Source organism: Streptosporangium sp. H13245, assembly GCF_055690525.1.
This window is the reverse complement of the sequence record NZ_JBSZKT010000001.1, coordinates 809,458-822,512: the sequence shown is the minus strand read 5'-3', so window position 1 is coordinate 822,512 and position 13,055 is coordinate 809,458. Positions and strand designations below refer to the sequence as shown.

Annotated in this window: 11 protein-coding genes; 6 read left to right on the top strand and 5 right to left on the bottom strand. The window is 71.0% G+C overall.

Annotated elements, in window-relative coordinates; translation table 11 throughout:
• Positions 1-379 precede the first annotated feature (379 nt).
• Together ACW9TB_RS03885 and ACW9TB_RS03880 are read left to right on the top strand one after the other, a co-directional pair.
• Positions 380-1,345: an ATP-binding protein gene (locus ACW9TB_RS03885; RefSeq protein ID WP_472746490.1), complete on the top strand. Its 966-nt coding sequence runs from the start codon at positions 380-382 to the stop codon at positions 1,343-1,345.
• Positions 1,346-1,408: 63 nt separating this feature from the next.
• On the top strand, positions 1,409-1,795 hold the full coding sequence (locus ACW9TB_RS03880) for an SCO5389 family protein (RefSeq protein ID WP_472746489.1): 387 nt from the start codon (positions 1,409-1,411) through the stop codon (positions 1,793-1,795).
• 57 nt (positions 1,796-1,852) lie between these two features.
• Here the strand turns inward: ACW9TB_RS03880 and ACW9TB_RS03875 are convergent, their stop codons facing one another.
• Positions 1,853-2,521 carry a ribonuclease HII gene (locus ACW9TB_RS03875; protein WP_472746488.1) on the bottom strand — a complete coding sequence of 223 codons (669 nt, stop codon included), beginning with the start codon at positions 2,519-2,521 and terminating at the stop codon, positions 1,853-1,855.
• 58 nt (positions 2,522-2,579) lie between these two features.
• Positions 2,580-3,539, bottom strand: coding sequence for a LysR family transcriptional regulator (locus ACW9TB_RS03870; RefSeq protein ID WP_472746487.1), 960 nt, complete (start codon positions 3,537-3,539; stop codon positions 2,580-2,582).
• Positions 3,540-3,648: 109 nt separating this feature from the next.
• Between ACW9TB_RS03870 and ACW9TB_RS03865 the strand changes: the two genes are divergently transcribed.
• Together ACW9TB_RS03865 and ACW9TB_RS03860 are read left to right on the top strand one after the other, a co-directional pair.
• Entirely contained in the window at positions 3,649-4,893 is a 1,245-nt protein-coding gene (locus tag ACW9TB_RS03865; protein ID WP_472746486.1) for a pyridoxal phosphate-dependent aminotransferase, read from the top strand.
• Between the two features lie 172 nt (positions 4,894-5,065).
• Positions 5,066-5,710 (top strand): GNAT family N-acetyltransferase, encoded by a 645-nt coding sequence (locus ACW9TB_RS03860; RefSeq protein WP_472746485.1) that lies wholly within the window; start codon positions 5,066-5,068, stop codon positions 5,708-5,710.
• Between the two features lie 241 nt (positions 5,711-5,951).
• On the opposite strand, the gene ACW9TB_RS03855 is transcribed toward ACW9TB_RS03860, so the two are convergent.
• Positions 5,952-6,446 (bottom strand): hypothetical protein, encoded by a 495-nt coding sequence (locus ACW9TB_RS03855; RefSeq protein WP_472746484.1) that lies wholly within the window; start codon positions 6,444-6,446, stop codon positions 5,952-5,954.
• 302 nt (positions 6,447-6,748) lie between these two features.
• Here ACW9TB_RS03855 and ACW9TB_RS03850 point away from each other — a divergent pair, with 302 nt between their 5' ends.
• Positions 6,749-9,886, top strand: a complete 3,138-nt coding sequence (locus ACW9TB_RS03850) for an AfsR/SARP family transcriptional regulator (RefSeq protein ID WP_472746483.1) — start codon at positions 6,749-6,751, stop codon at positions 9,884-9,886.
• Positions 9,887-10,200: 314 nt separating this feature from the next.
• Here the strand turns inward: ACW9TB_RS03850 and ACW9TB_RS03845 are convergent, their stop codons facing one another.
• Positions 10,201-11,667 (bottom strand): DUF7059 domain-containing protein, encoded by a 1,467-nt coding sequence (locus ACW9TB_RS03845; RefSeq protein ID WP_472746482.1) that lies wholly within the window; start codon positions 11,665-11,667, stop codon positions 10,201-10,203.
• 140 nt (positions 11,668-11,807) lie between these two features.
• Between ACW9TB_RS03845 and ACW9TB_RS03840 the strand changes: the two genes are divergently transcribed.
• Complete coding sequence (locus ACW9TB_RS03840) at positions 11,808-12,119, top strand: hypothetical protein (RefSeq protein ID WP_472746481.1); 312 nt, start codon at positions 11,808-11,810, stop codon at positions 12,117-12,119.
• A gap of 242 nt (positions 12,120-12,361) precedes the next feature.
• On the opposite strand, the gene ACW9TB_RS03835 is transcribed toward ACW9TB_RS03840, so the two are convergent.
• Positions 12,362-12,967: a TetR/AcrR family transcriptional regulator gene (locus ACW9TB_RS03835; RefSeq protein WP_472746480.1), complete on the bottom strand. Its 606-nt coding sequence runs from the start codon at positions 12,965-12,967 to the stop codon at positions 12,362-12,364.
• Positions 12,968-13,055: the final 88 nt, after the last annotated feature.

Below are 13,055 nucleotides of genomic sequence, written 5' to 3'. Positions count from 1 at the left end.
GCCCCTTGCTGACCCTTGTCCACGACCTCGCCGGGGGGCTCAAGATCAACCAACTCGGGGTGGGATACCCGGACCGGCCGGGTCTCATCGGCGCCGATGGCAAACATCCACCCCGCCGATTCCCAAAGCCGTTGTCGAGTCCGTACAGGAGACCCCGAAGCGGTTACAGCGGATCTTTGGCACCGGTCATGACATGGCAGGCGTTTTCTCTCACACCTTTCGCCCGCATTCGCCAAGAAAAATCACTCTCGTCCTTATTTGCGACGCGAGCACGCCTCCCCTCTTCCCCGCGATACGCGCCACGCGCCGCCGCCCGCCGTGGCATGATGGGCTCCGCGAAGGCTTGAAATGATTTTCATAATCAGATTGGATCGTCGTTGTGAGAGTGGCATTCGTCGGCAAGGGCGGCAGCGGCAAGACGACTCTGTCGGCGCTGTTCGCGAGATACACAGCGAGCCGGGGCGGCCCCGTGGTGGCCGTCGACGCCGACATCAACCAGCACCTGGGCATGGCGTTCGGGCTGGCCGACGGCGCGCTGCCGAGGCCGATGGGCTCGCACCTGACCGAGATCAAGGAATACCTGCGGGGCGACAACCCCCGCATCTCGTCGGCCGCCGCGATGGTCAAGACCACCCCGCCGGGGTCCGGCTCGCGGCTGCTCCGTCTCGACGAGCGCGACGACCCGATCCACACCGGATTCTCCGTCGCCACGCCCGAGGGACTCCGGCTGATGGTCACCGGGCCGTTCAGTGAGGACGACCTGGGCGTGGCGTGCTACCACTCCAAGGTCGGCGCCGTGGAGCTCTATCTCAACCACCTGCTCGACGGCGCGGGCGAGTACGTCGTGGTCGACATGACGGCCGGGGCCGACTCCTTCGCCTCGGGGCTGTTCACCCGCTTCGACATGACCTTCCTGGTGGCCGAGCCGACCCGCCAGGGCGTGAGCGTCTACCGGCAGTACCGCGACTACGCCGCCGACTACGGCGTACCGCTCGCGGTGGTGGGCAACAAGATCCACGGCCCCGGAGACGTGGCGTTCCTGCGCGACCAGGTCGGCGACGACCTGCTGGTCTGCCTGGAGCACTCCCCGGCGATTCGCGCGATGGAGCAGGGCCACCCCTTCGCCCTCCGCGACCTCGAACCGGCCAACTCCCGGGCCCTGGGCACGCTTCTCGACCATCTCGACGCCCGGGAGAAAGACTGGTTCCGCTTCGGGCGCCAGGCCGTGCAGTTCCACCTCCGCAACGCGGAGGCCTGGGCGAACAGGGCCACCGGCGAGGACCTGGCGGCCCAGATCGACCCCGGCTTCGTCTTCGGGCCCACGCGAGTGTCGCTCTCCCGCTAGATGGAGCGGTCAGTAGGCCCGACCTAGTGTCTGATGAATCCCCTTCTGTGAGGAGAACGCAGCATGTCGCTGACCGTTTCGAACGATCTTCTCGACCAGGCCAAGGCCGGTGAGGTGGACGACGCCGCATTCGTTACCTGTGTCAGAGACTCCCTTCCGTACGCCTGGTCGCTCATCACCGGCCTGGTCAAGGAGCGTGAGCACACCGGTGCCGAGTTCGCCGACAACACGGTGCCCCCGCCGGACGAGGCCGCTCGCGGCCAGCTCCTGCGGGCTCTCGCCAGCGACGCCATGCGCGGCGCCCTGGAGCGCCACTTCGGGGTGAGGCTGGCCTTCCAGAACTGCCACCGGGTCGCCGTCTTCGACCTGTCCGCCACCGGCGCCCACGCGGAGTTCGTCACCGCCAGGTCGCAGATCCTCAACCAGTCGCCCGAGCTGGTCGACTGCTGACGGCCTCGTTCCGAGGCGGGCCGCCTTCCCCGGCCGGATGTCCCCGCGCGAGGGTGTTTATCCGAAAAGCCCGAGCTGGCCCTCTCCGGCCAGCGGGTTGCGGTGCCTCTTGAGGTGGCGCCACCGGGGAAGGTCGTCCAGGTAGGACCACGACAGGCGGTGGTGTTCCGTCGGGCCGAGGGAGGCCAGCGCCGCCTGGTGGACCGGCGAGGGGTAGCCCGCGTTGTCGGCGAACCCGTACTCCTCGAAGCCGAGCGAGGCCATGTAGGTGTCCCTCCGGACCTTGGCGATCACGGAGGCCGCGGCCACGGAGACGCAGGAGAGGTCACCCTTGATCTCGCACCTGACCGGCCAGGGCGCGCCCAGATAGTCGTGCTTCCCGTCCAGGACGACCACGTCGGGCCGGACGGGAAGCCCGGCCAGCGCCCTCCTTGCCGCCCTGCGCAGGGCCTCGGTCATCCCGAGCGCGTCGATCTCCTCGTGGGACGCCTCGCCGTACCCGATCCCGGCCGCCCAGGCGGTGATCTCGGAGACCATGGCGGCGCGGCGGGCGGGGGTGAGCAGTTTCGAGTCGGTGAGCCCTGCGGGCGGTTCCGACAGGTCGGTGACCACGGCGCAGACCGCCACCGGACCGGCCCAGGCTCCGCGCCCGACCTCGTCCACCCCGGCGACCAGTTTGGAACCGCCGTCGTTCAGCAACCGCTCAAGGGCGTAGGTGGGAGGCACGTGCCGACGTTACCGGTCCGCGGCCTCCGGGCGTTCCCGTGACGTGGCTCGACCCTCGTTACCGGTCCGCGGCCTCCGGGCGTTCCCGTGACGCCGGTTCGACCCCCTCCAGGTCGGCGGCGAGCAGCCGGGCGGCGACGTGGACGGCCCGGAGGGTGACGGAGACGGCGGGGCGGTGGACACCGGACGACCGGGCGACGGCGTACACGACCCGGCCCACCCCCGGGCCGGGAAACCGGCGGACGGCGATGCCGCGGACCCCGGCGGCGAGCGCCAGGGCGGGGACGGCCGCGATGCCGATGCCCTTGGCGACCAGGCCGATGATCGTGCCCAGTCCCTCGAACTCCCAGGGCACCGGCCGGTGACCGCCGACGTCGGCCATCAGCCGGTCCACCGCCAGCCGGGAGGGTTCGCCGTCCGGGGTGGCCATCCAGGGCTCGTCGCGCAGGTCCCACAGGTCGACCGGGACGTCGGGGGAGGCGAGCCGGTGTCTGCGCGGCACCACGAGCACCAGCGGGTCGCGCAGCAGCGGGAAGACCCGCATGGTGTCGGGCTCGCGCATCCGGCCGTGCCAGTCGTCGACCAGGGCGATGTCCACCTCGCCCGACTGCACCTCGCGCATCCCGCGCCCCGAGCGGCCCTGTCCCATCCGCAGGGTGAGCTCACCGTGCCGTCGCAGCGTCCTGGCCAGCGCGGGCGCGAAGGCCACCGCGGCGGTCGGGAAGGCGGTCACGGTGACCCGTCCCGACGGGGTCGCGGCCTGGGCCGACAGGTCGGACTCGGCGCTCTCCACCATGGCCAGGATGCGCTCGGCGTGCTCGACGAGGCGGCGTCCCGCGTCGGTCAGCTCCGCGCTCCTGGCGGTCCTGTCGATCAGCACGGCTCCCGCCTGGCGCTCCAGCGCGGCCAGCTGCTGCGAGACCGCCGAGGGGCTGTAGCCCAGGGAGGCCGCGGTGGCCGCGATGCTGCCCCGGCGAGCGAACTCACAGATCAGGACGAGCCTCCGTAAATCAAGCATCAGTTTTCCTTACGCCTACCCACGACAACCGAAGCTTGTCCTGATGCACCCCATCCCACCAGGCTGGAAGGCACTCCACAACGTCCCGCGACGAGGTAAGGATCCCGCGATGAGCGTCACCCTTTCCGCCACCCTGGCGGCCAACGAGGACATCGAGCGAAGACGGCGCGCCGGTGAGCGCGTGCTGCACCTGGCCTTCGGTGAGGCGGGCCTGCCCGTCCATCCGGCCCTGCGCGAGCGGCTGGCCGAGGCGTCCGGGCTCAACGGGTACGGGCCGGTCGCCGGGGCGCCCGCGCTGCGCGAGGCGGCCTCCGGCTACTGGTCGCGGCGTGGCCTGCCCACCGATCCCGATCTGGTGGTCTGCGGCCCCGGGAGCAAGCCCCTGCTGTACGGGCTGCTGCTCGCGATCGGCGGCGACATCGTGCTGCCGATGCCGAGCTGGGTCAGCTACGCCGCCCAGGCCGAGCTGGTCGGGGCGCGTTCCCTGCTCGTCCCGACGCCCCCCGGCGAGGGTGGGGTGCCGGATCCCGAACGTGTGGCGGAGGCGGTCGGGAACGCCCGCGCCCAGGGGCGCGACGTGCGCTCGCTGCTGGTCACGCTCCCCGACAACCCCAGCGGCACGCTGGCCGGGGCGTCCACGGTCCGGCGGATCGCCGAGGTCGCCCGGGAGCTCGACCTGACGATCATCTCCGACGAGATCTACCGCGACCTGGTCCACTCCCCGGCCACCGGTTTCCTCAGTCCCGCCGACGTGGCTCCCGAGCGGACCGTGATCACCAGCGGGCTCAGCAAGAGCCTCGCCCTGGGCGGCTGGCGGATCGGCGTGGCCCGGCTCCCGTCGCCGTTCCTGCGCGACCGGCTCCTGGCGGTGGCGAGCGAGATCTGGTCCAGCCCGGCCGCCCCGGTCCAGCAGGCGGCGGCGTACGCGTACACCGAGCCGCCGGAGCTCGTCGAGCGGGTGGGCCGGAGCCGTGAGCTGCACGGCGCGGTGGCGCGGGCGGTGCGCGAGCGGTTCGTCCGCGCGGGTGTGCGGGTGGACGCGCCCCAGGGCGGTTTCTACCTCTACCCCGACTTCACCGGGTTCGGCTTCGCGTCCTCCGCCGACCTGGCCGCGCACCTGCTCGACCGGCACGGCGTCGGGGTGCTCCCCGGCCACGCCTTCGGTGACGACCCGGCGGCCCCGCGGGTACGGGTGGCGACCAGCCTCCTGTACGGCGAGACGACGCCGTTGCGGCTCGCCGCGCTCGATGCCCCGGACCCCCTGGAGCTGCCCTGGATCTCGGCCTCGCTGGACGATCTGAGCGGGGCCCTGGCGGGGCTGCGGGCGTCCCGCGTCCCGCTCGTCACGGGGTGATCGCCCCCCGCCGGGAACGCTCCGACGGGGTGGTTCCCGGGGTGTCGTCAGCGGATCTGACCTGGGATCCCTTACCGTGGAGACCCACGGGTCACCTGCGTTCCTCGATGCTCACCAAGATGTCTCGTGTCGTTTGGTATCAAGCAGGGGAAAGAGCCCTCATCATGTGCTCATGCCCGCTTTTGTCACCCTGTCCGGGCGCCTCGTGCGCCTGGAACCGCTCAGCCTCGCGGTCGTCGACGACCTCGTCGCCGCGGCGAGTGAAGACCGTTCCACCTATACCTTCACTCGCGTCCCCAATGGCCGGGACGAGATGGTCTCCTACGTGGAGGCCGCTCTGGCTGAGCAGGCGGAGGGCCGCACGATGCCCTTCGCCATCCGGTGGCTTCACACCGATCGTGTGGTCGGTGCCACCCGTCTCATGCACCTGGAGTACTGGCAGGGCCCCATGCCCTGGCCGCCGGGCGCTCGTGGGGCGGTGGGCGATGTCCCGTCCGTGGCCGACATCGGTTACACCTGGCTCTCCGCCTCCGCGCAGGGAACCGGTATCAACCGCGAGAGCAAGTATCTGATGCTCTCCCTCGCCTTCGAGACCTGGCAGGTCCACCGCATCACCCTCAAGGCCGATATACGGAACGTACGCTCCCGGGCCGCCATCGAAGCCCTCGGCGCACACCTCGACGGTGTGCGGCGGGCGGAGAGCCGAGGCGCCGACGACACGGTCCGAGATACCGCGTACTACTCGATCCTGAGTGACGAATGGCCGATCGTCCGAGAACGGATGCACGCGCGGATGAACCTGGCCGAGGCCGCGTGAGACGGGCACCCGACGTGCGGGAATACCACAAGGAGCGGCGAACCGCCACAAAGACTACATAGTCATATAAATAGTCACATAATATGATTTTAATCACTTAATGGAATAAAGCCCGCCCGGGGGTCCCGGGCGGGCCTGATGTTCGTCCGGCGCCGTACGCGAGTCGCGGCTCGCGTGACCGGCGGGTCGGGGGAGGATCGCGCTCACCGGTTGTCAGGTGAGCCCACCGGAGACCCCGGGGTCACTCCTCGTCGTCGGACTCGACCTCGTAGATGTAGCGCCACTTGCCGCACAGCGTCTTCTTGACGTCGTGCTTGTCCCAGTAGCAGACCCTGACCTGCAGGTTGTCGATGTCGTCCTCGACGAAGTGGAAGCGCTGGTAGCCGCTGGTGCCACACTTGCGCGCCCAGGAGTAGCTCTCGTCGCCGTCGTGGTTCTCGAACTTGAACTGGGCGTAGCCGCAGAGCCAGTTCGGCGAGTACTTGTCGTAGAGCCTGCCCTGGACGTGGAGGCGGTCGTTGCCGTCGACCGAGACGGTGCCCCGGGCACCGGCGCGGGAGTCGTCGTAGTACTTGGAGTAGTAGTAGCCCCACGACTCCTCGTCGTAGCCGCTCGAAGCGGCGGGGGCGGCGGTGAGGGTGGCGGCGGAGGCGGGGGAGGCGAGGGCGGGAACGCCGATCGCGATGACGGCGGTGGCGGCGGCGAGACCGAGAAGTTTGCTGATCGAGTGGCGCATGGTGGTTCTCCTTGAGGGGTGCGGCTCCCGTCTTCCGGAGGAGCCATGCCTCATTGATAGGCGCGGGTGCCTGCATCGCACTTACAGCGCCTTTATCCACACCTGCAATCCGCTGACATGTCGGGCATGGCCGCCCCCGTATGGGGCCATGCCCGACAGCACCAAGCATTGGGCGCACGACTCAACAGCCGATTGACGTGCAATCAACGTCTCGGCGAACAAGCAAGCCTCTACCTACGGGGTAAGCAAGGGAGGACCTATCATTTGGCCATAAAACTTTCCATTGGGCGGAGATTCGAGAAATGGCTGTTCAGGGCAGCGGAGACGGACTGCGGTTCGCCGTGCTCGGTCCTGTCCAGGCATGGCGCGACGGTTCCGAGCTCGACCTGGGCACCCCGCTGCAACGTTCCATCCTGGCGATGCTCCTGCTGAGAGAGGGCAGGGCGGTCACTCCGGCCGAGATGATCGACGCGATCTGGGGGGACGACGCCCCGCCCCGCGCGCTCGGCGCCCTGCGCACCTACGTCTCCCGGCTGCGCGCGGTGCTGGAGCCGGGCAGGTCCCCGCGCACCCGCCCCGAGCTGCTCACCTCCGTCGGCAGGGGGTACGCGCTGCGGCTGAACGACGGCTCCCTCGACCTGCTCCTCTTCGAGCGCGGCGTCCAGGAGGCCGAGGCCGCGCGCCGCGAGGGCGACCTGGCGCGGGCCGCGGAGAGCCTGCGCGCGAGCCTGGCGCTGTCCACCGGCGAGCCGCTCGCCGGGGCCGTCGGCCCGTACGCCGAGCACCAGCGCGGGCGGCTCGCCGAGCGGCGGATGAGCGTGCTTGAGGTCCTGATGGACCTGGACCTGGAGCTGGGCAGGCACGCCGACGTCCTGTCCGAGCTGATCGCGCTCACCGCCGACCACCCGCTGCGCGAGCGGCTGCGGGCCCAGCTGATGCTCGCCTACTACCGGTGCGGGCGCAGGGCGGAGGCGCTGGCGGCCTTCGCCGACACCCGCGCCACGCTGATCGAGGAGCTGGGCATCGAGCCGGGCTCCGACCTGACGAGCATGCACCAGCGCATCCTCACCGGTGACCCGGCCCTCACCCCGGCGCGGCCCGCGTCCGCCGAGGTCACCGAGGTCCCCGAGGCCGCGAGAACGGCCACGCGGGAGGGCTCCGAGGCGAAACTCCCCCAGCCGGACCCGGAGCACGCGGAAGCAGCGGGGACAGCGGGGACACGAGCGACGCCGACGGCCCCGGAGCTGCCGCGACCGGCGCAGCTTCCCGCCGCCGTGAACGACTTCACCGGCCGCCGCCAGATCATCGCGCGGCTGCGCACGCTGCTGTCGTCCCATGACGGCTCCGAGGGCGTGCCGGTGGCGGCCATCTCCGGCATCGGCGGCGTCGGCAAGACGGCCCTCGCCGTGCACGTCGCCCACGCCATGCACGACCTGTTCCCCGACGGCCAGCTCTACGCCGACCTGCGCGGGTACGGCGAGGAGCCGACCGCTCCCGAGTCGGTGCTCGCGGCCTTCCTGCGCGGGCTCGGCCTGCCCGCCGACGTCATCCCCGACGGCCTGGCCGAGCGGTCCGCGCTGTTCCGCTCGCTCCTGGCCGACCGGCGGATGCTCGTGCTGCTGGACAACGCCCGCGACGCCGCCCAGGTGAGCCAGCTGCTCCCCGGCTCGGCCGGGTGCGCGGCGATCGTGACCAGCCGGGGCAAGCTCGCCGACCTGGCCTCGGCCAGGCTGATCGACCTGGACGTCATGGAGCCGGACGAGGCCCTGGCGCTGTTCGGCATCGTCGCCGGTGTGGAGAGGGTGCAGGCGGAGCGCGCCGTCGCCATGGACGTGGTCGCCGCCTGCGGTTTCCTGCCGCTCGCGGTGCGGATCGTGGCGGCGCGGCTGGCCGCCAGGCCGTCCTGGACGGTCGCCTCCCTGGTGCTGCGGCTGGCCGACGAGCGCCGCCGCCTGGACGAGATGCGCGTGGGCAACCTCACGGTGGAGGCGACCTTCGCCCTCGGGTACGGCCAGCTCAACCCCGCCCAGGCCAGCGCGTTCCGGCTGCTCTCCCTGCCGGGGGGCCCGGACATCTCGATCGGGGCCGCCTCCGGGCTGCTCGCGCTGGACCCGATGGACACCGAGGACGTCCTTGAGTCCCTGGTGGACGCCAGCCTGCTCGAAGCCCCGGCCCCCGGCCGCTACCGCTTCCACGACCTGCTCAAGCTCTTCGCCCGCCGCGTCGCGGAACGGACCGAGAACGCGACGGAGGAGAGCTGCGCCGCGGGCGAGACGAAGCGGGGGGAGCGGCGCGGGTCCGGTGTGAGCGTGACCATCGGCGGGGAGGGCGAGGCCGCGCTGCGGCGGCTGCTCGGCTTCTATCTGGCGTCCGCCCGCTCGGCGCACCGCCTCGCCTACGAGGGCAGCACGATGGCCGACCGGCTGAAAGTCACCGGGACCGGCCACGTCTTCGCCACCGCCGACGAGGCGGTGGCCTGGCTGTCGGTGGAGGCGGAGTCGCTGTTCGCGTCGATCGCCCAGGTGACCTGCGCGGACGAGGCCGACGAGCTGCTGCCCGGGGCCGACCTGCTGCTCGCCATGGAGCCGCTGCTGGAGTCGGGGAGCCACGTCCGCGAGTTCGAGAGCCGGACGCGGGAGATGCTGGCCGTCGCGCGGCGGCTCGGCGCCGTCTCCATCGAACTGCGCTGCCGCTACGTGCTCGGGCGGGTGTTGTTCGGCGCCAACCGGCTGGCCGAGGCGGAGGAGGAGTTCCGTACGTCGCTGGAGCTGTCGGCCGGGGGCGACCGCGTCGTCACCGGCGAGACGCTCAACGCGCTGGCCGTCGTGGCCGGGCGCCGACGCCACCACGTGGAGGCCCTGGCCTGGTTCGACTCGGCGCGCAAGGCGTTCAGGGAGGCCGGGGAGCGGGGCGGGGAGGCACTGACGCTCAGCTACTCCGCCCGCGACCACCTGTTCCTGAAGCAGCCGGAGGAGGCCATCGCCGCCGCCGAGCAGGGACTGGCCCTGTTCATCGAGATGGGCTCCAGCGCGGGCACCGCCAGGGCCCGCTACCACCTGGGGATGGTCCTGTCGCGGGTCGGCAGGCTGAACGAGGCTGTCCACCACCACGCCGAGTGCCTCGCCTTCTTCAGAGCCAGCAGGCAGCGGGTGTGGGAGCAGCGGGTCTGCTCCCGGCTGGCCGAGACGTTCATCAACGCGGGCCGCTTCACCGACGCGGCCCGTCACGCGGAGCAGGCGCTCACCGTGAGCCGGGAGATCAGCCACCCGTACGGCGAGGCGCAGGCCCTGTGGGTGTTAGGCACGGCGCTCAACGGGCTCGGCAAGGTCGGGCGTGGCCGCGACTGCCTCGAACGGGCCCACGACCTGTTCGGCAGGCTCGGGGCGCCCGAGGCCGAGGATCTGCGTCTTCTGCTGGAGCGCGACCAGGTCGACAGCTGATCCCAGCCCGTCGTACAGGTCGTCGTCGAGACGCGTCATCCAGACGTGGTTGATCACCGGTGTTCCCCTCGAAGTCAGAGCCCGCGGTTCGGGATGGGTGTGGAGGTCCGGCCGGCCGTCTGACCCGGGCGACGCGTAGGGGGCCCGGTCATCCGGTGCGTCGCCCGCGGGTCGGCCGCCTCACTGTGACGGTCGGCCGGACGTGGCACGGACCCTTCACCCCCCGGGTCCGTGCCCCACGACCAGAGCTTCTCCCGTGGCGTTTGCGGTTCGATTGACAAGCGATAGCGGCGATATCCACAGCCTGTGGACAGTCACCCTGTGGATATGTGGAAAAACCCTTCGGCGATCAGTGGACGGAGGGCCGCGGGAGCCTTCGTCCGCAGGTCGGCATGGTCCTCGCCGGTCAGTTCCGCGATCGCGGCGAGCAGTGGATCCAGTGGATAGTCGCCGTCGCAGACCCCCGCGAGGGCGGCTTCCACGGTCCCGACCACCGCGCTGCGGCGCAGCCCCCCGGTCTGCCTCAGCACGATCCGCGACGGGTCCTCGGCACCCGGCGGGCCGACCCGCTCCTCCAGCACCCCCTCCGCCACCGCGAGCCTTGAGCCGAGCAGCTCGGCGTCGGTCAGCCGGTGCGCCGTGGTGATCGCGCCGAACACCTCGTCCACGTATCCGCCGACCGGCAGTTCCACCGGCCGCCCGTACTCCTCCACCCGCACGACCGGGTCGAGGCTCCCGGAGTCGTTCAGCGTGATCCAGCCGAAGCCGATGCCGGTGACGTTCTCCGCCTCGAACCAGCCGAGCCAGTCGTCGTAGAGCTCTCGGTGGCGCGCGGTGCCCTGCTCGGCGGCGTCCCGCAGCCACAGCTCGACGTACTCGGCGGGATCCTGGACGTCGCGCTGCACCACCCAGCCGTCGCAGCCGGTCCCGGTGAGCCAGCCGCCCACCCGGTCGCGCCAGTCCTCGCCGCCGACGTGCAGCCAGTTGGCCAGCAGGTGGCAGGTGCCGCCGGGGGCGAGGTGGCGAGGCGCCCGCCGTACGAGGTCGCGGCAGAAGTCGTCGGCGTGGAAGCCCGACTCTCGGTAGGTGAACCGGCCGCCCGGGGAGATCACGAACGGCGGGTTGGAGACGACCAGGTCGAAACGGTCGTCCTCGACGGGGTCGAACAGGGAACCCAGCCGGGCGTCGACACCGGTGATCCCCGACAGCGCCCAGCTGAGACTGGCCAGCTCCAGGGCGCGCGGGTTGACGTCGGTGGCCGTGATCTCCTCGGCTCTGCCGTGCAGGTGGAGGACCTGCACCCCGCATCCGGTCCCCAGGTCCAGGGCGCGCTCGACGGGACGGCGGGAGGCCAGCTGGGCCAGGTTCGCCGAGGCGCCGCCCGCGCCGACGACGTGGTCCGGGCGCAGGGCCGGGTCTCCCGGCCTGACCTTGCGGTCGGAGACGACGTAGCCCCCGTAACCGCCGCCGCCGGTTTCCCAGGGTTGCAGGTGGACCATGGAGGTGACCCGGCCGCCTTCGGTGGTCACCAGGCCCGCGGCGGCGAGTTCCTCCACGGGAAGGCCCGCGGGCACCTCCCGGGCCGCCACGGGGACGCCGAGCCACCACAGCCGGATCAGGGTGGCGAGCGGGTCGCCGTCCGCGGTGGCGCGCAGGGCGGGCACCGTCTCCTCGCGGGAGAGCGCGGTGGCGGCGACGTCGCCGAGACGCTCGCGGACGCCGTCGATGGTGTAGCCGGTGTCGAGCAGAAGCCCCCTGAGCCGGGCAGGCAGATCGTTCACCGGGCAATCCTCGCACCGGGTGCGTCCGAACGCTCCCGGTGATGAGACTGTTACCCACCGGGGTAAGCGTTCTGCAAGCGGACTTCAAGTGGAAAGCGGTACTTCTTGGGAGCCGCACCACACGCTTCAAAGGATCCATGATGCTGATCCCCTGCTTCGCCTGCGAGTCCCGTTTCCATCCTGACGAATATTTCCGCGCCTGCCACGACTACCACCGTGGCAAGGATCTGGTCGCCTGGACCTGCCCGCGGTGCGGCAATCAGGATGAGTTACGGGTCTTTCCCGGAGAGCTGGGGTTCGGATACGCCCGGCGTGGCAGGTTCGACGTCTCCGACCGGGTGCTGGTGCCCGGCCTGCGGCGTCGGCGTCAGGACCTGCGGCTGGACATATCGCTGGCCGAGGACGTCTGGCGGGTGGCGACGCGGACGCGCCAGCTGGTGGGAGCGCACTGAGACCGCTCCGGCCCGGAGAAGCCCCCGTGATCCGGGCCGGAGTGCCGGTGGTGACACCGGCTTGACGTACGGCGCTCAGAGCGGCCGGGACGCACAGAACCGATCGGAGCGGCCGGGGCGCTCAGCGCAGTCGGGACGGTCGGAGCGGCCGGGGCGCTTGGAGCGGTCGGGACGCACGGAGTAATCGGGGCGGTCAGCGCGATCGGAACGGCCGGGGTGCTTGGAGCGGTCAGAGCGGTCGATCAGGAGCTCTGCTGCCGCAGGCTCTGCCAGGCCGCCTCGCGGAGACCGCTGATCTCCTCGGGGGTGGGCTGGTGCGCACCGGCGAACCACAGTCGGCACATCTCGGTGGCCGGTCCCAGCCAGAGCACGTAGCACATCGTCGGGTGGACGGGCTGGAGCAGGCCGTCCTTCATGTGCGGGCGCCACCAGTCGGAGACCTTCCTGAAGAACGCCCTGCGCGACTCCGAGACCTCGGTGCCGCCCGGCTCGTCGCGCCTGGGCGGGCGCTCGCTGATCAGCAGGTGCGCGCGCTCGCGGTGTTCGCCGCTCCAGGACATGTGCAGCGCGACGATGGCCTCGATGCCTCCCCTGGCGGTCTCGTGGCGCTGGAGTTCGGCGAGGAACGCGTCCTGGTACATGCGCAGGGTCTCGGCGTACAGGACGCCGAAGACGTGTTCCTTGCTGGCGAAGTGGTGATAGAAACTGCCGACGCTGACGCCGCTCTCCTCGCGGAGGCTGGCCAGCGTGGTGGCCGAGACCCCGTCCTGGCTGAATCGGCGCAGGGCACCCTCGACGATCCTGGTGCGGCCGTCGCGTCCGTTCTTGGCGTTCTTCACGGATCCCATGGTGGGGTAACAGAACCTTGTTCCGCAAACTGCTCGGGAAACAGCTTGGACCACGTCGATCGTACCGCCCTGATCGTGGAGCCGCGCC

Bases quoted from the DNA above. Each gene is read 5' to 3' on its own strand.
- ACW9TB_RS03880 (WP_472746489.1), top strand. From the start codon at position 1,409: ATGTCGCTGACCGTTTCGAACGATCTTCTCGACCAGGCCAAGGCCGGT.
- ACW9TB_RS03870 (WP_472746487.1), bottom strand. From the start codon at position 3,539: ATGCTTGATTTACGGAGGCTCGTCCTGATCTGTGAGTTCGCTCGCCGG.
- ACW9TB_RS03865 (WP_472746486.1), top strand. From the start codon at position 3,649: ATGAGCGTCACCCTTTCCGCCACCCTGGCGGCCAACGAGGACATCGAG.
- ACW9TB_RS03860 (WP_472746485.1), top strand. From the start codon at position 5,066: ATGCCCGCTTTTGTCACCCTGTCCGGGCGCCTCGTGCGCCTGGAACCG.
- ACW9TB_RS03855 (WP_472746484.1), bottom strand. From the start codon at position 6,446: ATGCGCCACTCGATCAGCAAACTTCTCGGTCTCGCCGCCGCCACCGCC.
- ACW9TB_RS03850 (WP_472746483.1), top strand. From the start codon at position 6,749: ATGGCTGTTCAGGGCAGCGGAGACGGACTGCGGTTCGCCGTGCTCGGT.
- ACW9TB_RS03840 (WP_472746481.1), top strand. From the start codon at position 11,808: ATGCTGATCCCCTGCTTCGCCTGCGAGTCCCGTTTCCATCCTGACGAA.
- ACW9TB_RS03835 (WP_472746480.1), bottom strand. From the start codon at position 12,967: ATGGGATCCGTGAAGAACGCCAAGAACGGACGCGACGGCCGCACCAGG.